Origin of the sequence: Synechococcus sp. MW101C3 (genome assembly GCF_002252635.1) — a bacterium.
Classification (GTDB): domain Bacteria; phylum Cyanobacteriota; class Cyanobacteriia; order PCC-6307; family Cyanobiaceae; genus MW101C3.
Window position 1 is genome coordinate 99822 of sequence record NZ_NQKX01000003.1, and the last position, 23375, is coordinate 123196.

The window sequence follows — 23375 nt, forward strand, 5'->3', positions numbered from 1 at the left end:
GAGGGGTGATTACATGCCGAAAGATATCCCTGCTCGCAAGAAGATAGATACTTGTGTGAGAGTTGTTTGCTCAAGAATGGGTCAACTGCCCGTACAAGCATTAGTTGCACTGATCAATCAACCTGACTGAAGATTTGCTTTGAGGTGGCATCAGCGCTAGCCAGAATCGCCATGATGGTTCGGCTGTGCTCCAGCAGCAGCTGCTGCTGCAAAGCTGGATCCTCCTGTGAGCCAACCAATTCAGAAGAGTGGGAGTGAAGGGCAGAAGCCCGGATGCCAGGTGAATTCGATTCAACAGGAGAAGGAATGGGCTTCTCCTCCTGGATGGGTATCCATTGGGCTGTTGACTCCTGCCGATCTGTGTTGGCAGCAGTCGGGGAATCCGTAGACAGGGAAGCAAGAAACTCCTTGAGACCTGCGGAGTTGTACTGAGGGATCTCGGAGAGAACTGAAACAGCAGCTGCAGGTCTCGTCACCATCGTCAAGCCAGTCCTATAGCGCTCAATAAAGAGGCCATCGAGAGCATCAAGGTCTAGGTCTAGACCAGACGTCCATAAGGTTGCTATCGATTGCAGGAAGGCAGTGGTGCTGTCTTTACGAGAAGTGCCGAGCGAGACGGCGACGATATCAGAGCATTCAGAAAGAGCTTCTTTAGTGTAACTAGTCAACGTTGTATTAGGACCCAACTCAACAAAGTACCTGGCTCCATCGGCATACATATTCCGAATTGTCTCCTCGTATCTAACAGGATTAACCCACTGGTCAATGAAGATGCGTGTGCCCTCTTCGTAGTCATTGGGATAAGGCTGAGTGGTCAGGCAGCTGTACACAGTTGCATGCTGAGGCTCAATCCTTATAGAATGAGGGAATTGGCGGTAGAGCCTTCTGTGTGTTTCAGCTCCTTGCTGAAAATAGCGAGTATGATAAGGCCGTGTTAGAGGAGTTGGCAACAGAGATCCACCTGCGGCGAGCACATTCTCTTCAAGCTCCTTGCTGAAGGCAGCTTCAGAAAAGACAATACGCTGCGAGCGACAATTATCTGAAATGAGTGACCATTCTCTACGACGTTCAAGGATCTCCTTTAGCTGGGTAGATTCAAGACCGGAAATGGCGAACGTAGATCCTTCGGGGAACTCATCGATTGAATCTGCCTGAGAAAAGAAATCATGAATCTGCCTTACTCTCGTCCGAAGGTCGTCTTCGTTTTTCATTGTGGTAAGACTGCCTGAAAGCATCACTGCATTCGATTCTCCTTGGCTATGACCAATAAGCTGGTCAGGCTTGAGTCCAATCCGAGAGGCAATCTCGTAGAAAGACATCAGGCAAGCAGCTATGATTTGCGTGGCCGAGTCTTGGGCAAAAAGAAGTTCCAATCGCTTTGCATTGGCCGATTTAGCACAATCAAGATCTGCGTTCGGCATACTAGTAACCAAGCCTAGTGAAATATCCCGATCCAAGGCTCCGTCCATGAAGCTGTACCAATAGGAAAAGAGATCAATACTCTTTGTGAGATCACTAAGCATTTCTGGAGACTGAACACCTTCTCCAGGAACCAGAAATGCAACCTTACCCTTTGAGCTTGTCGACTCCGAATAGATAAAGTTACGTCCACGATGTGCCTGAGAAGATGGGTTGCTACCTAGCCAAGCAGATGCATCCTGCAACCCTTCACTGAGTTTCATGAGTGACGGCGCAAAGACAACGAGCCTGAGCGAAGCCTCTGCGGTCTGCTCCTTGGCAGGTGATCTGCGGATGAGAACCGCCTGCTGGATCTCATCAACATCAATGTCAGCGATCAATGACTGCAACTCGGAACGGGAGCTTGCCTCCAGAAAGGCTGCTCGACCAATCGTTGTATAACCATACTGCTTGTACTGAAGCAACCCACGGTACGTTCTTCCAGACAGATCAGTTGCAAGGGGGGCCCCTGAATTCTCAGCGGTATCGGGAGTGTTGGAGATTTGGTATGGGAACAGAACCACTGGGGACGAATTTCGTTGATCAGGGGCGGTAAACTCCTGAAGAAGCAAGTGGCCGTTAATCCCACCAAAGCCAAACGAATTGATGGCCGCCACACGTGGCTTGGATGGTGAATGCACCCAACGCCGCAATGTGCGATTGATATAGAATGGAGTTGAATGGTCAGCAACAGCCTCTAACGGATCCGGGCAGATCGAAGGAGGAATTAGCCTGTTCTGCAAAGCAAGAGAGATTTTGATAATGCTAGCCACCCCCGATGCGGGTATCGTATGGCCGATCAATGACTTGATTGATCCAATGGCAATGGTTGAAAGACCACGATGACAATCACCAAAGACCTCAAGCATTGAGGAGAGTTCTGTGTTGTCACCATGGGGGATTCCTGTTGCATGAACCTCCACCAAGGAAACATCCGACGGCTCAAGGCTACATTTTTCGTAGGCCCGTTTCATCGCGACGACTTGTCCTTGGCGGTTTGGAGCCAACAGCCCTTCGCCCTTTCCATCACTGGCCAGTGCAACTGAACGAATAATGGAATAAATCGTATCTCCAGACTGCACCGCATCCTCAAGGCGTTTTACTGCGACAAAGCCCACACCTTCGGAAAGAAGCGTTCCGGATGCGGATTTTGACATCGGGAAAATACCCTCTTCAGACAAAGCATTAATCGTGCAAAATAACTGGTAGATAGGAAAGTTCATTGTTGCCTGGACACCACCGACCAACATCAAGTCGGCATCGCCAGCGTCCAATTGCTTGATTGCATGATCAATTGCAATCATGCCAGACGTACAAGCGCCATCCACAAGGTAATTAGGGCCAAGGAGGCCAAGCCTGTTGGCGATTGTTCCAGAGACTACGTTAGATATCAGGTTTGGTGTTATAGCCGGATCAGCAACCAACTCATAGGTCGATGAAAGGAATGAGCGTAGCTGCTTTCTGCGCTCACCTTTCAGAACAGCACCGACAGAATCAGCAAGAACATCAATAAAATGCTCCATGATCATGCCGTTCATCAACGCCCCTACGATGCCTCGATGAGGATGGTCTCCCATCCCAACCACCACACCTGTACGCTCATGAGGAATCCAATCCGGCGCACGTCCGCGCAACCCATCAGCCATGGCCTCGGCGGCCACTTGCAGGCAGAGATACTGAGATGGGTCTCCTTCAACTAGGTTAGGAGGGAACGCAAACCGAATGGAATCAATCCAGCTGTTATTAGCGATAGATCCATACTTCTTTGTATAGATCGTAGAGTATGATTCGCGCGGATTAGATCTATCTTGGAATTGGTTATAGTAAGCCCTAGACCAAGAATCGCTCATTTCTGTCAGAAGTGATTCACCCCTGACGAGTGCATCCCAGTATGATGAAGTGTCTTTGATTCCCGGATATCTGCAAGCCATGCCTACAATTGCGTAGCCCTGCATAGAAACCTTGTGACTCATATCAGGCTAGCATGAGTATGTCCAGACGGGACTGTGGGAACACCGCCAAAACACGGAGACAACATGGCGGGGGGCAGATAGCGTAGGTCTTACCGCAAGACGTACTGAATGGTCCGAATGAGAGCAGGAACCCTGACGCAACCATGACTTCTCCGTCTCCATTCGTGGCAGGAGGGGATAGCCAGGCCCAGCGATGCGTTTACACGAGGAGTGACCTGGTTAATGCTCTCGGTAGTCAATTCATCGCGATACAGCAAGCCAACAGGTATTCCTAGCAGAATCACTAAAATGTGAAAGTCATCTTGGTTACCAATCATTGAAATCATGTTGTTGACTGGCATCGATTCAACCGTGCTAGGCCAAGCACAATCACAGGGCTCATGCCGATAAACCTCAATAATCACAGGAGCATGCTGATGCCTTCGCTGGCCAACATGATCTGACAAGTGGTCAGAGCCATCGCCTCAACCCAGGCCATCTCTATGATGTCTGGGTCAGTTCAGCCTGGGTTGGTTGAGCCCATGGACCAGATGATCTGTGACCTTGCCACAGATACTGCGGCGTAGGAGGTACCTAGGAGAAGATGCAGGGTGGTGCAGATAACCAGTGACTCCACCAGACCGTTCGATTGACCTTTCGTCATTGTAATCTCAAGCCCGTGAAAGACTCATCAAGTCGAGTAGGGAGACAACACCGAGAATGATGTTACTTCGATGTAGACTGATAGGAAAGACCCTTTCCAGCTGCTGTCCTTTACCTATCAGTTATCTATCAGTTATCGGCGTTATCTCATCGCTTGAGAAATGCAAGGATGGCCGCTCCCGTCGTACTGCCAGGCTTTCCGATGCTGGTATGCATTGCCTTATGATCATACCCATGAGCCGAAAGGGATGCATTGAAAGCGGAACATCCATTCAGCGTATTGGCGAATGACCTGATTTCAGCTTGCTGACTCTTGGGACGTTGCGTTGAATACATGATCATCACATCGGTGGGTGATGACTCTTTCGGGCATGATGATTTAACCAGCTGAGCGGGAACCCATTTGGCGATAGTAGAGTTCTTACCTGACCCGCTTACGGCATTCTTACCAAAGATAATCGCCAGACTGTCCTTGTATCTTCCAACTTTACCCGTGTACCAGTTCGAGTCATTCAGAATAAACTTCTGATAAGCATCTGCTGACGTTCCATACTGTGGACTAGTGGCAAGAAGCGATGCCAGGTATGCACCTGCTGAATGTCCCATGATGGCAGCATCATTCATCGAGCATGATGGGTTGACCCTTCCAAGATTGCCCTTGAGCCATGCAGTGGCAGAAGACAGTGCAGACATTTGCTGCTCGATCAGACCTGGGATGGGACGCCCGTAGACTGGATAATTGAGTGAGACAAGGCAAAAGCCATTACGATTAAAGAGTTCCGGCATAGAGCCGACGCTCCTCTTATCTCCTCTCATCAGAGAACCTCCGTGAACATAGACTAGTGTCGGGCATGGACGTCCGGAAGCTTGCTTGCATGGATAGATATCAAGCTTGTTACTGCCAATTGGAGCGCCCGAGATCAATGGAGAGTAAGCAGTTCCACTCGTCGACACATTGACTGGTTTGGATGCTGCTGATTGCCTTTGTCCCTCAACGCGACGCTTGAATGGCCGTGCCATGGCACAACTTGAGAGCATCGTATCCATCAGAAGAAACGCTGTCAGCATCAAAAGATGGAACCTCAGCTTTCTTGGTGACTTACCAGAAGAAACTGCGGGCAATACAGAAGGTTGATTGGCAGCAACGGCATTGAAAGAGCTCGACTGTGGGGCCATGTATGGGTGTGCCTCAATACGTGAATGGTCAGAACTTGTCATAACTAAATCTTCCATGTGATCACCCTTGATGTGCGCCATTACGGTGTTCAATGCGAACTCGGACATCCTGAGCATCCTACAGGGCTTGGCGAAATGCACCATGGAAGTGGCATCGATGAGTCATCCGATCGATGCGTGTGGAGATCTGCCTCAACCCTTGATCTTCAACCCTGACACCTTCTCTCGCAGTCACTTTCAGGCAACGACAGCTGCAGAAGGATCCACAATGGCTGATACGGTTCTGGTTTTCGGTTGGTCTTGGTCACAGCTCCGCCACGACAGACACATTGCGGTCACTTTCACCACGAACAACTCCTCCTCAATCCACGTTCACTACCAGTATTGACTTTCTTTGTGGGGCGTGGTTAGAAACTGAACAATGTGCCGCCAGCCTTGACGATAACGTCATGACAACTGTCACTCCCGGGCTGCTCTCCAAGCTTCCCAGGGCAAGGGTGCTGCCAGAATCCGGATCGGCTCTTCTGGCGGCTTCTTGATCCACACCACTTCTGGCTCGCGCCAGCAGAGGCTGGATCGGCGCCATTGCAGCGGGTGTTAGTGCCGGGCCTTCTCGTAGACATGGGTGTGATGTCAGCCGATGTCGACAGCAGGGGGTCTCTGGCGCTGGTGGGGGGCACAAACCTGACGTCGCTGTGGCAGTGCTGCCCGCAGCGCGGCTCGCTGGGTCTGCTACCAGGTGAGCAGAATCAGCTGGCGATGACGGGAAGGCGCCGCATGGTGAGCAGTTCAATCAAGGCAGCGGCTCCTCCATCGCAGGATCGCTCAGTGATTTCCGCTGCTGCAACAGGTGGATCAGCAGCACGGTACCCAGCGCATTGGACAGTCGTCCTGCATTGGAGCTGCTTTAGGAGTTGAAAGACTCGCTAAGTCGACCAGTGCATCTCAGAGCCCCGGCTTGTTCATCTCAGCGAGAAACTTCTCACGGGTTGCGTGACTTGGCCATGGATTCCTCGTCATTGCCGCCTCTCGGCAGCTTGTCGGCCAAAACCACAGCCAAGTGATGAGATCACAAAAGAATGATCAGGGACGGTGCTGTGTTTTACTGTGTTCTTTTTTACTGTGTTCTTATTGTATTCTGGGACTTGGGTCGGTCAAGCCTGCCCGTCGGTAAACCTAGGGGTCGCCACACCATCGGATCTGTGGCAGTAGCGGGGATGGTTCATGCGGGAATGTTCATGCATAGTAGCCATGCATGGACCTGACTTGACAGTGACCGCCCCCGACGCCTTGGTTCTGATCCGTTCAGGGTGTCGTTGAGCGCATGGCGTTTCCCTTCCTCACCGGCCATGGGGCCGCTGCCTTCGGCTCCAGCTTCACGGCCATCACCCTGGCCGAGCTGGGCGACAAGACCTTCTTCATGGCCCTGATCCTGGCGGCCCGCCATCGGGCCCGCTGGGTGTTCATCGGTTCCTTTGCGGCCCTCACGGCCGTCACGCTCATCTCGCTGGGCATGGGCTATGGCCTGCGGGAACTGCTGCCAGCCAGCGTGGTGCCGTGGCTGGCAGCTGCGTTGTTTCTCGGCTTCGGCATCAAGCTGCTGATCGACGCCCAGGCCATGGCACCGGGGGCTGCCGCGGCTGAGGCCGGAGATGCGGAAGAGGCCGTTGAGGCGGCCGAGCGCCGCTACCGGATCACCACGCCGCTGGCAGTGATCTGGGAATCCTTCGCGCTGGTGTTCATCGCCGAGCTGGGAGATCGCACCCAGTTCGCCACCATCTTTCTCGCCACGGCGCCCTCTTTCCCCTTCGGCGCGCTGCTGGCGGGCACCCTGGGCGGCCATGCCCTGGTCACCGGGCTGGCGGTGGGAGCCGGCAAGTGGATCGGCCAGAAGATCAGCGAGCAGATGCTCTACCGGCTCAGTGGCGGTCTGTTCCTGGCCTTCGGCCTGTTCGCCCTGCAGCAGGCCATGCGCTGAATCCCGCCGGCTTGTGCTACGGATCACCGCGCCAGGCGGGTCAAGGGGCTGTGGATCGAGGGGACCGACGCATTGCCCCGGTCGTGTCTGTTGCGCAAGGTGTCGGCGCCCCCTGGCAGAGGCGGCCTGCGCCGGCTCACCACGCGGCAAACTCTCCAGACGACCTCTTGACTCTCCAGCTGAGAGGAGACCATACGGTGAGGCTCACTGCCTGATCAGCCATGACACCCGCCCGCCTGCCACCACCTGTGCGGCTGCATCGCATCGCCATCTCCGGCCACGTCTGCCCCTATGGCGAGCTGGCGGTAGGCCTGCTGCAGGAGCTGGGCATTCCCTACGACGACCATCTGCTGCTCAGCCAGGAGGAGGTGGAGCGCTTCAAGGCGGCCCATGGGGTGAGCACCACCCCGCAGGTGTTCGCCGCGGGCGAACGCATCGGCGGCTATTCAGAGCTGGCCCGGCGGCTCGGGGTCAAACCACGCCAGCCGGGGGGTCGCAGCTACAGGCCAGTCATCACCGTGTTTGCCATCGCGGCGCTGATCGCGCTGGCGCTCGGCAACGGCGCGGGGGGCTTCATGGGGATGGCGCTGGCGCTGCTGGCCTGCCTGAAACTGATGGATCCACCGGCGTTCAGCCGTTCCTTCCGCAAGTACAACGTGCTGACCCGGTGGCTGGGGGGTTACGCCAGCGTGTTCCCCTACCTCGAACTGCTGCTGGGTCTGGCGCTGCTGGCTCGCCTCGAGGCCGCGCCGATCGCCCTGCTGGCGCTTGCCATGGGCCTGGAAGGTGGGGTGTCGGTGATCAAGGCGGTCTATGTCGACAAGCTCGACCTTGATTGCGCCTGCGTGGGCGGCAACAGCCGCACCCCACTGGGCCTGGTGAGCGTGCTGGAAAACGGGGCGATGGTGGCCATGGGGCTGTGGATGCTGCTGAGGGGTTGAAGGGCAACGCCACAGCGTGCCTGGCAGGTGCCGCAAACCTGGAGCCACACGGCAGCCCGCAGCCCACTTGACTCTCCAGTAGGGGGGAGACCATACGGTGAGGTCAATCCAGCCCGACCCCATGCGCACCTTCCCTGCTCCCGCCGCATTGATGGGCCTGGCCACCGCCCTCGCGCTGGCAGCCCCCGGCCTGGCCCAAACTCCCCCGGACCTGCAGCGCCACGCAGACAACCACGGGCAGCACGGCGACCATCACGCCGTACCCGGAATGACCGGCACACCGGGCAACCCTCCCGCGGCCAGGCCAGCCCCAGGCGATGCCGGCCATGACCATAGCCACCACGACCACAGCAGCCACGCCCATGACGTGGGCCCTGCAGGCGCCACCTACGACCTGCGCTTCATCGACGGCATGGTTCAGCACCACACCGGGGCGCTGCGGATGAGTGAAATCGTCTTCGGCATCGGCCAGCCGGGCGTGGGGGCGCTGGGCAAGGCGATCTGGCGCGATCAGGCCAATGAGATCCGGGCGATGGGCCTCTGGCGCCGGGCCTGGTACCCCCAAGCGCCCGTCTATCCCGTGGCGCTGGCCAGCGGTGGGGATCCCAACAGCCTCAGCGGCCTCACCCGCATGAGCCAGGCCCAGATCGACGGCATGCGCATGATGGGCGCGCTCCCTACACCGCAGAACCGGGTGGTGTGGTTCCTCGAAGGCATGCTCGAGCACCACGGCGGCGCACTGGTGATGGCGCACGATGCTCTGGCCAAGAGCACCAACCCCACGATCCGTCGGTTTGCCCGCGGGGTGATCGTGGCGCAGCGCGCCGAAATCATGGAGCTGCGCCGGATGCTGGCTGTGGAGGGCCTGCGCAAGCCTGAGTACTACCGCTACGACCCCCTGTTCCGGCTCTGATCAAGGCCCGTTGTACCTCAGGCTGAAGCCTCCAGAAGGAAAGGAGAGAGATCGGATCAGCCTGGGGCCCCGCCGTGATCAGTTGCAGCCCTGCACGGAGATGCGATAGCTGAAGCCCAGGGCGCCCGGGTCGTTGCTGGCTCCCACCTTGAAATTCATCTGGCTGGCCTGTTTGCCCGGAATGGCAGGGAACGGACCGAACATGCGGCCTCGGCCGATCGGCGGGTTCATCGATTCATTCACCACCTGAAGGTTGGAGCCATCGGTGAACTTCATGAAGGCCTCCACCGGATAGGTGGCATTGGCGTCGGAAGAATTGGCGGTGAAAAAGAACTTGAAGCTGCTGTAGGGCTGATCAACGATGAAATCGGTGTTCCAGTTGGTTTTGCCGAAGATCCGGCCCGCACCCACCGACTTGGCCACGATCGGACTGCCCGTACCACCAATCGGCTGCAGAAACCGGCACGTCTGCGCTGTGGAGGCGACGCCAGTCGAACCGATCAGCAGCGGCACAGCCAGCAGAGGAAGCAGGCGGGAGAGCATGAGTGGCATGCGAGTGGCGGCGATCGTAAGGCGCTGCTGAAACGTTGAGAACGTTTTCCCTCCATGGCCTGAGAACACGCTCACAAATCCCCCCTCGGCCGTCGGCCCCATCCACGGCGGCGGCCCAGCAGAGAGCAAGGCGGCTGTCGGGCTCAGGGGCTAGGTGATCACCAGTGACTCAGCTCGCAGCGTCGTCAGCTTCCCCGTCCTCGTCAGCGTCACCGTCCTGCTGCAGCTCCAGATTGACCACCACCGGCGCATGGTCGCTGGGCTGGTCGTGGCCCCGCTCCCCCTTGTCGATCACGCAGCCGGTGGAGCAGGCGAGCAGCTCCGCACTTAGATAGATGTGATCGATCCGCCAGCCCCGGTCGCGGTCCCAGGCACCGGTGCGGTAATCCCACCAGCTCCAGTGGCCGCTGTCGGGCTCGAACACGCGGAACACATCCACCAGCCGCTCCCCCAGCGCCGCCGTGAGCGCCTCGCGCTCCGCCGCGCTGGCCATGATGCCGCCGCTGAGGCGCTCAGGATCGTGGATGTCGCGGTCGTCAAGGGCGATGTTGAAGTCGCCCACCATGCAGAGCGGATCGCCTTCCTGCTCCTGGGCCGCCAGATAACGGCGCAGGCAGCTGAGCCAGGCCAACTTGTACGCATACTTCTCCGACGTCAGCGCCGAGCCGTTCGGCACGTACAGGTTGAGGATCCGCACGCCGTCCACCAGGGCGCTGATCACCCGCTTCTGTTCCCCCAGCGCCACGGCTTCGGGGTCGCCGGGCAGCAGGGCCTCAAAACCGACGCACACCTGCTCGAGCGGCAACAGGCTGAGAATCGCCACGCCGTTGTAGGCCTTCTGGCCGCTGATCACCACTGCGTAGCCCAGGGCGGTGAAGGCTTCGGCGGGGAACTTGCCATCCTCCACCTTGGTTTCCTGCAGGCACAGCACATCGGGCCGCTCCCGCTGCAGCCAGGCGGTCACCTGTTCCAGTCGCATCCTGATGGAGTTCACATTCCAGGTGGCGATGCGCATGGGCGGAGGCGTCAGTCGAAGACCCCTAGCATTGACTCACGCTCCGTCACCTCAGGTCACCCGTCATGGTCCGTCCCGTGGCTCTTGCGGCCCTTGCCGTGCTCGCCATGCCGCTGGCGATGCCTGAGGCACGCGCTGACAACCCCTACGCGCCGCCCACCAAGCAGCAGAACGTGTTCGACGGCCCGGGCGAGCGGCCCAAGAGCGTGCTCGATGCCACCAACCCGCTGGAGCTGATGAACCAGCTGCGCCGCAGCAGTGCCATGGACAACGCCACACCGCCGGGCGACGCCATCGACCGGGCGCTCAGAGAGATGGAGGCGCAGCCGACGCCGGGTTCTGCGGGAGTGAAGGGGCCGTAGGAGCCCCAGCGCCTGTGGCCCCATCCGGGCTGCTGATGGACGGCGCCGGCGGATCGCTGGTGGGGGCCGGGTTCTTGGTGGCTGTTCCCTTCGTTGGCCGCTGCAGGGGTTTCAGGCCCCAGCTGGCGGCCACCTGATCCACCCGTGCATCCCATTGCTCGGGTTTCATCGCCCGGGCCTTGGCGATCAATTCCAGCGCCAGCTTGCTGTTCCCCTGCTGTTGTTTGAGCAGGGCACGGGCCAGCACAGGCCGCACATCGCCGGGGAAGCTGGCGGCAAGGCTGCGGTAGAGGCCATCGGCCTGCTCCAGCTGGCCGCGCTGCAGCATCAGGTCGGCGAGGATCAGGCCGATCGGCAGGGCCTGGGGCTGGAGCTGCGGCTTGGTGGCCGCCACATAGGCGCTGGTGAGGTGCGTCTGGGCCTGGGCGCCGCGCCCCTGTTCCAGCTGCAGCAGCGCCATCAGCTGCAGGGCCTCGATGCGGTCGGACTTGAGGTTGAGCAGCTGACGCACTTCCCGTTCGGCGCCGGCCCGATCGTTCTGGTCGCGGCGCAGCTCCGCCAACAGCAACCGCAACGACCAGCGATCGGGCTGTTGATCCGCCATCGCCTCCAGCAGCTGGGTGGCCTCCGCCGGTTGCTCCAGCGCCAGCAACAACTGCAGCAGGCGCCGCTGCTCCACATCACTGGCCTGGCCATCGGCCTGTTGCTGCCGCAACCGCAGCATCTCCTGCTGCAACACCTGGCGGGAACGGAGTTCGGCACTGGTGCTGGGGCCTTGCCGGCCAAGCCACCAGCCGCCGATGAGCGAGGCCAGCACCAGCAGGGCCACGCCGAAGCCCGCCAGCAGCCCGGAGCGCCTGGAGAGGGCTGAGCCGACGGACGAACGGGGCGACATGTGCAGGGGTGGCTGCGGCAAGTCTGACGCCTGAAGGCACAGCTAGATTCCGCTCCGGGCCGCGGAACGGCGGATCACCCCTGATCACGCCCCCAACACCCTGATCCCGTCAGGAGTTCGCTCCCGCAGGATCCCCCGCCAGCCCTCTCTGCCAGCGCCCGCTCCAATGCGCCTCCATCCGATTTCCCCGGTCACCGAGCCGATGCAGTACCGGGCCATCGGCGTGGTGCAGGGTCAGTACGTGGCCACCGATCCGGAGCACGACACCCGCGGCTTGATCCGCACGGCAGACGGCACCGAGCTGGAAGCGGTGCTGCTGGGCCGGGTACTGAGCCTGGTGCGACGTCGCCTCGATCCGGACAGGCCCCACCTGTGGGTGGTGTACCCCCGCTGCCGCGATACCGGCACCCTGCACCTGCAGATCGTGGGCGTGTGGGAACCGAGCACCCTGCTGGCCGCCGAAGCAGATGCTCCCGATGCGGATGCTGCTGCCGATCCCACGGTGGACCAGCTGCCGGAAGGCGATGGCTACTTTTCCGTGCGGGGTGAGCTGGTATTCACCCGGCCGGAGAGCGGTGAGCTGGTGGTGAAGGTGCGCCAGCAGGCCCGGGGCGAGGAAACCCGCCCGCAGCCGTTCAAGTTGCAGCTGCGCGGCGAGATCCCGCTGGAGCATCTGCGTCACTTCGTGGCCCTGCACCTGCGCCGCGATGGCCAGGCGCTGCAGGTGGAGTCGTATGAGGTGATCGGTCCGGTGGCCCAACGGGGCAATCGCGGTGGCAAAGGGCGTGGCAACGGGCGGGATGGTGCCGGCCGTGGCGCCCCCCGCGGCGGTGACCGCCGGGCCGGTGCTCCGGTGGGATCGGGCGCCAGCGGGGCGCCGGCCAGCGGAGCAGCAGCGGGCAGCCCTGTCCGCGACCCTCAACGCACCGCCATCCGGCGCCCGGGGAGCTGAGGCCATGGCCACGCCTGGTCCCGCAAAGCCGGTGGGGGATGGGTCCACCGCCGCGCTCAACGCCGGCATCGCCGTGGCGACGATCACGCTGCTGGCGGTGCTCGGCCCGGTGCTGGGTCTCTCGCCCTGGATCATCGCCCTGGCCGCAGGCAGCGCCCTCACCGCGCTCAGCCTCGATGCGTTGCGTTTCGGGGGACGCGGCGGCCACCTGCTGGCTGAAGCACTGCCGGGTGGTGCGGGGCGGCTGCACCGGATCGCGGTGCACGAGGCCGGCCATGCCCTCGTCGCCGACCACGACCAGCTGCCGGTGCGGCGGGTGCTGGTGGGCAGCCTGGCCTGCCTGCGCGAAGGACTGAGCGCCAACGGCAGCACCGAATTCGAGCTGCCGGCCCACGCCAAGTTGCCGGCCGAGGAGCTGCGCCGCTGGAGCCGGGTGCTGCAGGCGGGCATGGTGGCCGAACAGCTTCTCTACGGCAACTCGCGCGGCGGCTCCGACGACAAGGCCCTGCTCGGGCGTCTCTGGGGTCTCTCCGGCTTTGATGTGGCCACCGCCCAGCTGGAGCAACGCCGCGCCCGCCGCGAGGTAGAGCAGCTGCTGCGGGCACGGCAAAACGAGCTGGAAGGGCGCGCCGAGGCCCTGGTGGCCGCCGCCCCGCGTCTGCTGCGCAGCACGGAGCCCCAGGCGGCACCCACCCCCGGCTGACCGCCATGGCGCTGGCCTATCTGGATTGTCCGACCGGGGTGGCGGGCGACATGCTGCTGGCCGCCCTCTTCGATCTGGGCCTGCCGCGCTCCGTGGTGGAGGTCCCCCTGGCGCAACTCGGTCTGGCCGGCGCCTACCGCCTCACCGTCACCGAGGCCCGCAGCGGTGGCCAGCGCGGCGCCCGCGTCTCGGTGGAGGGACTGGAGCCGCATCCGCCGCACCGCCACTGGCTGGAGCTGCGCGAGCAGATCGGCGCGGCGCCGCTGGAGCCGGCCCTGAAGCAGCGGGTGCTGGCGGTGTTCACCCGCCTGGCCGAAGCCGAGGGCCGGGTGCACGGCCATGCCCCTGAGCAGGTGCACTTCCATGAGGTGGGGGCCGTCGATGCCTTGGTCGACGTGGTGGGCGTGTGCGCCGGGCTGCTGCACTTCCAGGTGGAGCCGCTGATCTGTGCGCCGCCGCCGGCCGGCCACGGCACGGTGCGCTCCGCCCATGGCCTGCTGCCGCTGCCGGCCCCGGCGGTGCTGGAGCTCGCGCGCGCGCGGCAGGTGCCCCTGGCCGGCGCCGCTGAGCTGCCGGCCGGGGAGCTCACCACCCCCACCGGCATGGCGCTGCTGAGTGAATGGGCCACGGCCTTCGGCGCCCAGCCCTCGATGGTGCCCAGCGCCGTGGGCATCGGCCTGGGTCACCGCGTGCTCGATCGCCCCAACCTGCTGCGGCTCTGGCTGGGCGAGGCCAGCGCCCCCCCGATGGCCGGGCACGCGCTGCTGGAAACGGTGCTGCTCCAGCAGGCGCAGATCGATGACGCCAGCGCCGAAGATCTGGCCTTCCTGGCCGACGAACTACGCCGAGCCGGTGCCCTGGAGGTGTTCAGCCAGCCGGCGTTGATGAAGAAGGGACGCAGCGGCGTGCTGCTCAGCGTGGTGGCACACCCCCAGGCGGCGCCAGCGCTGCGGGCGATCTGGTGGCGGCATGGCACCAGCCTCGGGGTGCGGGAGCAGCTGCAGCAGCGCTGGTGCCTGCCGCGCCACCAGGCCCAGCTGGCCACCCCCTGGGGGCCGGTGCGGGTGAAGGTGTCGCTGCTGCCCGATGGCCAGCGCCAGCTCAAGGCCGAGCACGACGACCTGATCGCCTTGGCCAGGCGCGAGCAGCTCAGCCTGCGGCAGGTGCGCGCGGCGGTGCAGCAGGCGCTCGCCGACCCGGCCGCCCTGGCCGAGCACAATGCGGCGGCGATGCCGGACCAGGACTGATGCCCAACCTGCGCCACCTGGTGACCTCCCTGCCCGGCGGCGTGCGGCTCTGGGCGAGCCTGCTCAGCTTCGGCTTTCTGTTCGCCGCCCTGCTGGCCAATGCGCCGCAACTGCTGGCACTGCGACTGGATCCACAGGGCTGGCTGTGGCTGGTGGTCGGCACGGGGGTAAGCCTGCTGAGCCTGGTGGTCAACGGGCTGGCCTGGAGCGTGGGGCTGCAGTGGCTGGGGGCACGACCCCGCTGGGACACCTGCGTGCGGCTCTACCTGCGCAGCAACCTGCTCAAGTACCTGCCCGGCGGGTTCTGGCACCTGGCCTCACGCGTGCAGTCGCTGCGGACGGGGCCGGAAGCGCCAGCCGCCGATTGCCCCACGCCTCAGGCGCCCCATCCGCTGGCCAGCCGCGAGCCCGTGGGCACGGCACTGGCTCTGGTGGCCGTGCTGCTCGATCCCCTGCTGGCGGCGAGTGTCGCCCTGGCAATGGTGCCGATCGGCGGCTGGCAAGACGGGCTGGCACTGGTGGCGCCGCTGCCGTTGATCGGCCTGATGCCGGGTTGGTCGAACCGTGTTCTGAACCGGCTGCAGCGGCAGCGGGCGCGCCAGCTCTCGCTCGATGACGCCACTGACAAACTGCCGCCGGTGTCTCTGCCCGGCTACCCGCTGCTGCCCCTGCTGGCCCAGGTCCCGTTCGTGCTACTTCGCTTCGCCGGCTTTGCCTGCGCCGTGATCGCCTTCGATCAGCAGCTGTCACTCAGCTGGCCGGTCTGGCTGGCGGGCTTCGCCCTGGCCTGGACGGCCGGGCTGGTGGTGCCGGGTGCTCCCGGGGGCCTCGGGGTGTTCGAAGCGGTGCTGGTGCTCCGGCTCGGCGGCCAGGTGCCGGAGGCGCCGTTGCTGGCGGTGGCCCTCAGCTACCGCGTGGTTGTCACCGTGGCCGACCTGTTCGGGGCACTCACGGCCCGCCTGGACGAACAGCTGGCCAGTGAACGCGCCTGATCGGTGCACAGGCGGTCGAGAACGGAACAATCACGACAACGCCATGGTCTGTCCAGGATTCGCAACAGCATCTATTGTTGAGAAGCACAGCCGCCCACCTGGTGCCCACCCGTTCAGCCACTGGTAGGGGCCAGGTTCCCGCGATTCCTGAAGGCCTGCGCAACAGCCTCCACGGCCGCGGGCAGCGGCTGACGCCCCAGCGCCAGCGGGTGCTCGATCTGTTCCGCCGCATCGGTGAAGGCAGCCACCTGAGTGCCGAAGAAGTGCACCAACGGCTGCTGGGGGAGCAGACGCGCGTGTCACTGGCCACTGTGTACCGCACGTTGCGCCTGCTCAGTGCCCTGGAGCTGCTGCGGGAACTGGAGCTGCCGGAAGGCGGACGGCGCTTTGAGCTGGCCAGCGACAGCCACCGCGATCACCACCACCTCGTGTGCGTGAGCTGCGGCCGCACCGAGGAGTTCGACAGCGCGCAGGTGATGGCAGCAGGAGAAACGGCCGCCCAGACCCACGGCTTCCGCCTGCTGGAGTGTGTGCTCACCGTGCGGGCGCTGTGTCCCCGCTGTGCTGCTGCCGCCCCACGCTGAGCGGCGCCACTGCAGCCGCCCCCCTCTGGTCCTGGTCCACAGCCGTGACCAGCGCGGCTCCAGGGAAGCCCAGCTCCGGAGCCGTGAGGCCGAGCTGTTGATGGGCCCAGTTGGTGGCCAGCGCGGCCAGCAGGGAAGCACGATCACCGCGAATGCGAAGCATGGGGAACGAAGTGGGAATGGGATCAGGTTGCGTCGACGCCGCACAAAGGCCAGCACCGTCACCACATGCGAAGCGCCCAAATAGCACCAGACGCCGTTGCCAAAGCCCAGGCCAGCAGAGCCCCAGTCCTTACCTGCAAGTACCAGGTGGCCGATCGTCCACAGGCGATCCGACGCCAGGAACCCCCCGCCGGCGTCCAGGGCTTGCAACTACCAGTTGCTATTGAGAACCACTTGCAAAAAGGCGGCACAGCTGTTTAGAGTGCGAGTCATTCTCAATAAGCCCCATCCGTGAGTTTCCGCTTTCTGCCCGATCAGCCCGCGGCTGCTGTACGCATGCCCACCGGCCAGACGGTGCTCCTCGATCCCCTGCACCGTCCCAGTGGCAGCTGCATCGAGGTGCTGGAAGGCATCGCCCGGGTGTACTGCCCCTGCGAGGAAACCGAGGGCATGACCCTCGCCTTTCTCCAACCCGGCGATCAACTGCGCACCGACCGCCTCTGCAGTGAAGGGGTCTGCGTGGAGGCGCTCACGCCCCTGTGTTTCCGCAGTGACGGCGAAGCGGGCACGGGTGATGGCTTTGACCCCGTCAATGAATGGACGCTGCAACTGCTGCGCATCCGCCACCTCGGCAGTGCCGAGCAACGGCTCCATGCCCTGTTCGGTCTGCTGGTGCGCCGCCTGGGGCGCCGCTGCGGTCCCTGGTGCGACCTTCCCTTCCGCCTCACCCACGAACGCATCGGTGAACTGATCGGCACCACCCGCGTCACCACCACCCGGCTGATCTCGCGGATCCGGCAGGCAGAACTGATGGAAGCGCCCAGCGGCCAGACGGGCATGCGCGTGGCCCCTTCCCTGGTGGAGTCCGCACCGCTGGCGGCGGCTTGAGCGGAGCGCAGATCGTGGTGTGCTCTTCCTCACTCCTGCCCCCCTGCAGAGAGGCCCCATCGCCCTTGTCCCCATTGAACGACGGCCCCGCCGACAGCCTGCTGGGCAGCCTGTGCCGTGAAATGGGCAAGCTGCTCAGCCGGCGGCGCCAGATCGCCACGCAATTGACGCGCTGCCGTGATGCCGGCCTGATCCGCAGACTGCAGGGTGAATTGCAGCGCATGGCGGTGCGGCAGGCCGAAGTGCACGCTGTCGGTCTGGCACTACGCCGTGCCCCAGGACTGGATCCCTTCAGTGTGGCCTTTCTGGTGGAACTCAGCCGCCGCCACAGCCTGGCCTGATGAACCGTGGACTAAGCCGTTCAAAGAACAAGCGGGCCTGAAGCAAACAACCAGAGCCATGGCCTGGACATAGCGGATAGGCCTCAGGCTGAACAAGCGGTGGAAATGATGCTCAAGACCAAAGAGACACCGCCGATCTCCAGGCACCTTCAGGCCGGAATCATGCCGCCAGTTTGGACGGTGTTGCTTTGCCACCCTCGAGCTCGGCATCAAGGATCAGCAGCGCCGCAGATTCGCCCCCAGCCAGGCGCCAACGACCGAGCCGGTGGGCCGCCTCATCTTCAGAGGCCGTCTGCTGATCAATCAAGGGATCCAGAAACACAGTGGTGCGCACATCGCCGGATTGCTCTGCCAATGCATACAACTGATGCAAAGAGGTGGTGACATCCACTTCCATCTGAAAAACAGACAGAAGCACGTCCTCGATGTCGTTCCACACCTGCTTGGGCGCATTGATACCGCCCAGAACCACAGGCTGGCCACGGGCGATCAGGTAATCGGCGAACAGGCCGGCGTGATTGCGTTCCTGATCCGATTCCGCCTTGAACGTGCGGGAGAAGCCACGCAGATCGCGCTCGGCGAACCAGACGGCCAGGGCCCAATAGGCGGAGCTGGCGTTCAATTCCATCGCCAGATGCTGCTGAAGCGCCTCAAGCAGCACCTCCTGCATGGGCTGGGCCACCGGCCGCCCGCCGCTCAGGAGGGTGCCAGTGGCGTGCTGAGTGCCAAGAACCATGGGTGCAATCCGCTTGATGCCGACTCAGCTTAGAGAGGCGGAAGGGCAAACAGTTCAGCGGCTCGATCCAGCACAGCGGCATGTTCGATTTGTCACACCCTGAGGTGATCACAATAGGAAAGTCGCCAGCTCAACCACCTAGAGTTGATGGAGTCTGTCTGAATGCCATGGCCGGAGCGGCCTCTCACTCTGAACAACTCACTGCCACCCAACCCACAGCCACACGGCAACGTCGCGATCGCATCCGAATCGCCAAGAAAAAAGGGTGCAAGCGTTCAAAGTGTTCGAACTGGAAAGGCGGCTCCTGCCGCTGCGGCCGTTGATCACGCAGCAGCATCAATTGCAATCCGATTTGCGGTTCGTAGTCGCCACTCTGGGCCGCCCGCTGCCGGCACCTTGGAGGCCTCGTTTCCGGTGCCGCCAGCATCTGATGGGGATCACCCTTCAGGCCGTCGTCAGCACAGGGGAGGTCTGATTCATGCTGCAGTCGCATCAATCTGACCGACCATCTCCCGATCCCACTGTTCTCCACGCGCCCAATCCTGCTTCTCTCCACGCGATCGAACTGCAAGGTCTGTGGCACCGGTTTCCCGGTGGCTGCGGCGGTTCGGAATGGACCCTGCAAGGCATTGATCTGCGTCTTGAGCGGGGCGAACTGGTGGGCTTGCTGGGCCCATCCGGCTGCGGCAAAACCACCTTGCTGCGCCTGATCGCCGGCTTCGAATGGCCGCAGCGGGGCGTGATCCGCCTGGCGGGCCGCGAGGTGTCCGGTCCGAACTGCTGCCTTGCTCCCGAGCGCCGCGGCGTGGGCATGGTCTTTCAGGATTACGCCCTGTTCCCCCACCTCACGGCCTGGGGCAATGTCTGTTTCGGCCTCAGACAACGGCAGAACAAGGGCCGTGCCGCCTGGCTGGTCAACCTGCTGGGTCTGAGTGAACTGGCGGAGCGCTACCCGCACGAGCTCTCCGGTGGCCAGCGTCAGCGGCTCGCCCTGGCGCGCGCTCTGGCGCCGGAACCGGCGGTGGTGCTTCTCGATGAGCCCTTTTCCAACCTGGATGTGGAAGTGCGGCTGCGGCTGCGCAGCGAATTGCCCACCGTGCTGGCGCAGTGCGGCACGAGCGGACTGATCGTCACCCACGACCCCGAAGAGGCGCTTGCGATCTGTGATCGGGTGGCGGTGCTTCATGACGGTCGTCTGCACCAATGCGCCAGCCCTCAGCAACTGGTCCACCAACCCGCCACCTCCTTCGTGGGGCGTTTCGTGCTGCAAGGCAATGTGCTGCCGGCCTGGTGGCAGGGCTCGGATCTGCACACACTGCTGGGGCCGGTGCAGCCGCTCAGCGGTCCCTCCCTCCCGCGCCTGAGTGTTCAGGAAGCAGCCGTGGAGGTGCTGGTGAGCCCCGACGACATTGAGCTGGAGGCGGACGATTCCGGCGCCGGCAAAGTGATGGGCCGCGAGTTTCTGGGCCGCAGCTGGCTCTATCAGGTGGAGCAGGGGGATGTGCGCCTGCGTGTACGCAGACCCATGGACATGCCGCTGCAGATCGGCCAGCACTGCGCCTTGCGTCTGCGTCCTTCTGCCGTGGTGAAAACCTTTCCAGCCACGTACAGCCCTCAACCCACGCTGGTTCCGAGCTGAGAAAAAACTCCCTCAGCCCACCTGGTGAGGGAGTCCGTCTCCGCCATCACTGTGGGCGCAATCAGTCAGAGGTGCTGTCATCTTCAGCGCCTCATCCTGTGGCCAATGGCACCTCCAGCGAACAGGAATGCCACTCAGCGCCGGATCAGCCCTCAGGGTCATATTCAATGCGCATCCATAACGTGCGATGGCTGTCTGGTTGCCTGAGCAATTCGAGATGCTCACACTTAAGGCAGCGTGCAGCGGCACTGTTGCCTTGCCTCTCCAGCTGGGCCATACGCTCCAAGCACCATTGCTGAATGGCACAGAGCTCATCGGTGCGCTTCCTGGTGCGCTGCTCCACGGGCAGGCGGGGAAGTTCACCGGAAAAATCATTGGGCATGGGCGGATCCGTTTGGGGGTCAGGGAGAACTCAGTGGAGTCGGGAAGGGATGACAACCAGCAGATCATGGGTTTCAGAACGTCACCGGGTCGGCCATGAATCAAAGGGCCTGGTCATGGATCGAAGGGCTTGGTGATGGTTGGAAGAGCCTGGTTCTGTCACACATGGACGGAAAGACTTGGTGATCGTGATGCAAATCGTGGACTGCAGATCGCAACCACAACGCATGGCGCAAGTCGGAACCACAGCTCATGGCGCAAGTCGCAACCACAGCTGATGGCATCAGGAGGTTCAGGGATTGCAGATTGTTGTCGGCAGATTCTCTCTGAAGCAGCAGCCGATCAACGCGATGAAAGTCACGAGCGGTGGTGATCGATGGTTCGAAGGGCAGTCGTGTGCAATCGCTCATACCCTCTCCGGGCAGACACGACAACCTGTGAACTCTGGCTCACGGGGAGCACTCAGGTTGCTAGATCAAGAGAGACATCACTGAACGAACCACATGAAAGAGTTGACGCAAGCGATCAACACCCACCTGGAGGCTGAGTTTCACGCCAGCCATAGCTACCTGTCGATGTCGATCTGGCTGCGGGAGAAGGATCTTGCCGGCTTCGCCGAATACATGCTCAACAAAAGCAATGAGGAGCGAGGTCATGCCTCCCGCATGATCGATTATCTGCTCGACTGTGACGAACAGGTGATTCTGCCCACCATTCAGTCGCCGCAACGCTCCTGGGACTCCACCCAGGCGTTGTTCGATCAGGTGCTCGTGATGGAGAAAGCCGTCACAGCCTCCATCAACCGTCTGTACACCTTGGCGGAAGCGGATGGGGAGCGAAGCGCTTCCGCCATGTTGGATTGGTTTGTCGAAGAACAGATCCAGGAAGAGGCGGAAGCCCGCTTTGTGCTGCAGCGTCTGCGCTTGGCAGGGGACAACTCCGCCGCCTTGTTGCTCCTGGATCAGCAGTTCCTTGATGGCACCGCTCTCGCCAGCGTGAAGCGTGCGGCCAGCCGCTATCGGGGTGGCGGTGGTGGTGGCGCCGCCTGAGAGTCGCCATTGCCCGTGGTGAGGGGCTTCTGGGGCGTTGTGACGAGTGGCCTGTTCCTGAAGGAAGCCGTTCTGGTGAGGTTTCAGCCACTGCCCCGCCAACTCCAACCAAGCGCATGGCCTCGGTCATTGTCCGCAAAGGCACGACACGAACGCTTCATTGATACACAATCCCGTACGCAATCAGCTGCCAGATAGTCATTTCACACGCATCAGTCGCTTGAGCTTCAACTTACATTGGCGCTGCCTCGCGCAAGCTAGATGCAATCGTACGGAAACCCAAAGGTCAATTTTGACTGGTGGGCAGGCAATTCACTGGTGACCAATGAAGCCGGCACATTCATTTCAGCGCATGCTGCTCATGCCGGCTTGATCATGTTCTGGGCGGGCTCGTTCACCATCTACGAGCTCAGCCGTTACGACCCTGCCCAGCCGATGGGTGAGCAAGGCCTGATTCTTCTGCCAAACCTGGCGCGCCTTGGTCTTGGCGTTGGGGAAGGTGGTGTGATCGCCCACGCGGAGCCGATCATCGCCATCGCCGCCTTCCACCTGGTGAGCGCCGCCGTACTGGCCGCCGGAGGGATGTGGCACCTCTTCCGTGCCCCCACCGACCTTGGCACCACGCAGGGCGGCGCCAAGCGCTTCAACTTCGACTGGGAAGACCCTGCCAAGCTGGGGGTGATCCTGGGCCATCACCTGATCTTCCTGGGCTTGGGAGCCATTGCGTTTGTTGAACTGGCCAAGCGGGTGGGCATCTACGACCCTGCCCTCCAAGCGGTTCGAACCGTGCAACCGCACGTGGATCTGGCCACAATCTGGGGCTATCAGACCAGCTTCCTCTCGATCTCCAGCCTGGAAGATGTGATCGGTGGCCATGTGGTGATCGCCTTCATGCTCACCGTGGGCGGGGTATGGCACATCCTGGTGCCACCGTTGCCCTTCGCACGCAAGCTGGTTCTTCAATCGGCCGAATCGATTCTGTCGTACTCCATTGGATCGGTGGCCTTGATGGGATTTGTGGCCAGCCTCTGGTGTGCCTCGAACACCACCGTGTATCCGGTGGAATACTTTGGGCCTGCGCTCACGCTGAAATTTTCCTTCTCTCCCTACTTCGCCGACAGCGTGGATCTGCCGTTGGGGGTTCACACCGCTCGTGCCTGGCTGGCGAATGCCCACTTCTTTCTGGCCTTCTTCTTCCTGCAGGGCCATCTCTGGCACGCTCTGCGGGCTCTCGGCTTTGATTTCCGCCGGGTAGGCAAGGCACTTGAAATGATGGAGACTGCCTGAAACTCCAACGTTGAGTGAACACCGCTGCTGAACCTCCACAGGTGAAACAGTGTGGAAACTCGTCTGCGTTTACCGCAACCAGGGGAAGCCCAGCTGTCAGAACCACGACTGTGAGATTCACAACTTGCCCTGGCCTTCCGGCCAGGGCTTTCTGCTGCGGGCGGCTGCACGCTGAAAGTCAGAATAGCGACACAGGACTGAGAGAATCAATCAGCTCCCGTTCAAGCTCAGCCTTGATCACCTCAACCGCCTGCAACTCCTGATAAAGCTGAGCCAATGTCTGTTCCTGCACCTGGATGCCCTGCACCAGGGCAAGCTGCTCCTGGGTGAGACCCGGATACTCCAGGCTGAGCTTCTGGATGGGCTGATGCTGGCGGATCTTGCCCAGCAAAGCCGGCCCATGGACGGCTGGCGTGTTGCAGTGGTGGGGTGTAAAGGCACAGGAGGGCCAGGAGGAGATGGCTGTGAAACTGAGCGTGTTGGGCATGGAATACAAGGCAACAGGATCA

23 protein-coding genes are annotated in these 23375 nt (G+C 61.8%); 14 read left to right on the forward strand and 9 right to left on the reverse strand.

Annotated features, from left to right (window positions below):
* Window positions 1-113 precede the first annotated feature (113 nt).
* Window positions 114-3431 (reverse strand): beta-ketoacyl synthase N-terminal-like domain-containing protein, encoded by a 3318-nt coding sequence (locus tag CJZ80_RS04465; protein WP_094510881.1) that lies wholly within the window; start codon window positions 3429-3431, stop codon window positions 114-116.
* Window positions 3432-4220: 789 nt separating this feature from the next.
* Window positions 4221-5357, reverse strand: a complete 1137-nt coding sequence (locus CJZ80_RS14920) for an alpha/beta hydrolase (RefSeq protein WP_144036918.1) — start codon at window positions 5355-5357, stop codon at window positions 4221-4223.
* A gap of 1216 nt (window positions 5358-6573) precedes the next feature.
* Between CJZ80_RS14920 and CJZ80_RS04475 the strand changes: the two genes are divergently transcribed.
* The 3 genes from CJZ80_RS04475 (at window position 6574) to CJZ80_RS04485 (ending at window position 9081) form a co-directional block, all read left to right on the forward strand.
* Entirely contained in the window at window positions 6574-7227 is a 654-nt protein-coding gene (locus CJZ80_RS04475) for a TMEM165/GDT1 family protein (RefSeq protein WP_094510883.1), read from the forward strand.
* Between the two features lie 221 nt (window positions 7228-7448).
* Entirely contained in the window at window positions 7449-8168 is a 720-nt protein-coding gene (locus tag CJZ80_RS04480; protein WP_094510884.1) for a glutaredoxin, read from the forward strand.
* Between the two features lie 121 nt (window positions 8169-8289).
* A complete protein-coding gene (locus CJZ80_RS04485) occupies window positions 8290-9081 on the forward strand; it encodes a DUF305 domain-containing protein (RefSeq protein WP_094510885.1) in 792 nt (263 codons plus the stop codon).
* Window positions 9082-9159: 78 nt separating this feature from the next.
* On the opposite strand, the gene CJZ80_RS04490 is transcribed toward CJZ80_RS04485, so the two are convergent.
* A complete protein-coding gene (locus tag CJZ80_RS04490; protein ID WP_233132804.1) occupies window positions 9160-9624 on the reverse strand; it encodes a hypothetical protein in 465 nt (154 codons plus the stop codon).
* A gap of 178 nt (window positions 9625-9802) precedes the next feature.
* Window positions 9803-10648, reverse strand: coding sequence for an exodeoxyribonuclease III (xth, locus tag CJZ80_RS04495; protein WP_094510887.1), 846 nt, complete (start codon window positions 10646-10648; stop codon window positions 9803-9805).
* A 65-nt stretch (window positions 10649-10713) separates the two neighbouring features.
* On the opposite strand from xth, the gene CJZ80_RS04500 reads away from it, so the two are divergent.
* Window positions 10714-11010, forward strand: a complete 297-nt coding sequence (locus tag CJZ80_RS04500) for a hypothetical protein (RefSeq protein ID WP_094510888.1) — start codon at window positions 10714-10716, stop codon at window positions 11008-11010.
* On the opposite strand, the gene CJZ80_RS04505 is transcribed toward CJZ80_RS04500, so the two are convergent.
* On the reverse strand, window positions 10955-11905 hold the full coding sequence (locus CJZ80_RS04505; protein ID WP_198948233.1) for a M48 family metallopeptidase: 951 nt from the start codon (window positions 11903-11905) through the stop codon (window positions 10955-10957). The genes CJZ80_RS04500 and CJZ80_RS04505 overlap by 56 nt on opposite strands.
* A gap of 166 nt (window positions 11906-12071) precedes the next feature.
* Here CJZ80_RS04505 and CJZ80_RS04510 point away from each other — a divergent pair, with 166 nt between their 5' ends.
* From CJZ80_RS04510 to CJZ80_RS04530, 5 genes are all read left to right on the forward strand, one after another.
* Window positions 12072-12857, forward strand: a complete 786-nt coding sequence (locus tag CJZ80_RS04510) for a hypothetical protein (RefSeq protein ID WP_233132805.1) — start codon at window positions 12072-12074, stop codon at window positions 12855-12857.
* Window positions 12858-12861: 4 nt separating this feature from the next.
* Entirely contained in the window at window positions 12862-13560 is a 699-nt protein-coding gene (locus CJZ80_RS04515; protein WP_094510889.1) for a hypothetical protein, read from the forward strand.
* A 5-nt stretch (window positions 13561-13565) separates the two neighbouring features.
* Window positions 13566-14807 carry a nickel pincer cofactor biosynthesis protein LarC gene (larC, locus tag CJZ80_RS04520; RefSeq protein ID WP_094510890.1) on the forward strand — a complete coding sequence of 414 codons (1242 nt, stop codon included), beginning with the start codon at window positions 13566-13568 and terminating at the stop codon, window positions 14805-14807.
* A complete protein-coding gene (locus tag CJZ80_RS04525) occupies window positions 14807-15799 on the forward strand; it encodes a lysylphosphatidylglycerol synthase domain-containing protein (RefSeq protein ID WP_094510891.1) in 993 nt (330 codons plus the stop codon). The genes larC and CJZ80_RS04525 overlap by 1 nt, the downstream gene beginning before the upstream one ends.
* Before the next feature lie 101 nt (window positions 15800-15900).
* Window positions 15901-16383: a Fur family transcriptional regulator gene (locus CJZ80_RS04530; RefSeq protein WP_233132806.1), complete on the forward strand. Its 483-nt coding sequence runs from the start codon at window positions 15901-15903 to the stop codon at window positions 16381-16383.
* Here the strand turns inward: CJZ80_RS04530 and CJZ80_RS14925 are convergent.
* Window positions 16334-16546 (reverse strand): hypothetical protein, encoded by a 213-nt coding sequence (locus CJZ80_RS14925; protein ID WP_144036919.1) that lies wholly within the window; start codon window positions 16544-16546, stop codon window positions 16334-16336. The two genes, CJZ80_RS04530 and CJZ80_RS14925, sit on opposite strands and share 50 nt — an antisense overlap.
* A 290-nt stretch (window positions 16547-16836) precedes the next feature.
* On the opposite strand from CJZ80_RS14925, the gene CJZ80_RS04535 reads away from it, so the two are divergent.
* Window positions 16837-17433: a Crp/Fnr family transcriptional regulator gene (locus CJZ80_RS04535; protein ID WP_094510892.1), complete on the forward strand. Its 597-nt coding sequence runs from the start codon at window positions 16837-16839 to the stop codon at window positions 17431-17433.
* Window positions 17434-17498: 65 nt separating this feature from the next.
* Window positions 17499-17774 (forward strand): hypothetical protein, encoded by a 276-nt coding sequence (locus CJZ80_RS04540; RefSeq protein ID WP_144036920.1) that lies wholly within the window; start codon window positions 17499-17501, stop codon window positions 17772-17774.
* 160 nt (window positions 17775-17934) lie between these two features.
* Here CJZ80_RS04540 and CJZ80_RS04545 read toward each other — a convergent pair whose 3' ends face one another.
* Entirely contained in the window at window positions 17935-18510 is a 576-nt protein-coding gene (locus tag CJZ80_RS04545) for a ferritin (RefSeq protein ID WP_094510894.1), read from the reverse strand.
* A gap of 478 nt (window positions 18511-18988) precedes the next feature.
* On the opposite strand from CJZ80_RS04545, the gene CJZ80_RS04550 reads away from it, so the two are divergent.
* Window positions 18989-20149 (forward strand): ABC transporter ATP-binding protein, encoded by a 1161-nt coding sequence (locus tag CJZ80_RS04550; RefSeq protein ID WP_094510895.1) that lies wholly within the window; start codon window positions 18989-18991, stop codon window positions 20147-20149.
* A gap of 145 nt (window positions 20150-20294) precedes the next feature.
* On the opposite strand, the gene CJZ80_RS14930 is transcribed toward CJZ80_RS04550, so the two are convergent.
* Entirely contained in the window at window positions 20295-20531 is a 237-nt protein-coding gene (locus CJZ80_RS14930) for a hypothetical protein (RefSeq protein ID WP_144036921.1), read from the reverse strand.
* Between the two features lie 502 nt (window positions 20532-21033).
* On the opposite strand from CJZ80_RS14930, the gene CJZ80_RS04560 reads away from it, so the two are divergent.
* Together CJZ80_RS04560 and CJZ80_RS04565 are read left to right on the forward strand one after the other, a co-directional pair.
* Entirely contained in the window at window positions 21034-21579 is a 546-nt protein-coding gene (locus tag CJZ80_RS04560; RefSeq protein ID WP_094510897.1) for a ferritin, read from the forward strand.
* 261 nt (window positions 21580-21840) lie between these two features.
* Window positions 21841-22866: a chlorophyll a/b binding light-harvesting protein gene (locus CJZ80_RS04565; protein WP_094510898.1), complete on the forward strand. Its 1026-nt coding sequence runs from the start codon at window positions 21841-21843 to the stop codon at window positions 22864-22866.
* A gap of 178 nt (window positions 22867-23044) precedes the next feature.
* On the opposite strand, the gene CJZ80_RS04570 is transcribed toward CJZ80_RS04565, so the two are convergent.
* Window positions 23045-23353: a hypothetical protein gene (locus CJZ80_RS04570; RefSeq protein WP_094510899.1), complete on the reverse strand. Its 309-nt coding sequence runs from the start codon at window positions 23351-23353 to the stop codon at window positions 23045-23047.
* Window positions 23354-23375: the final 22 nt, after the last annotated feature.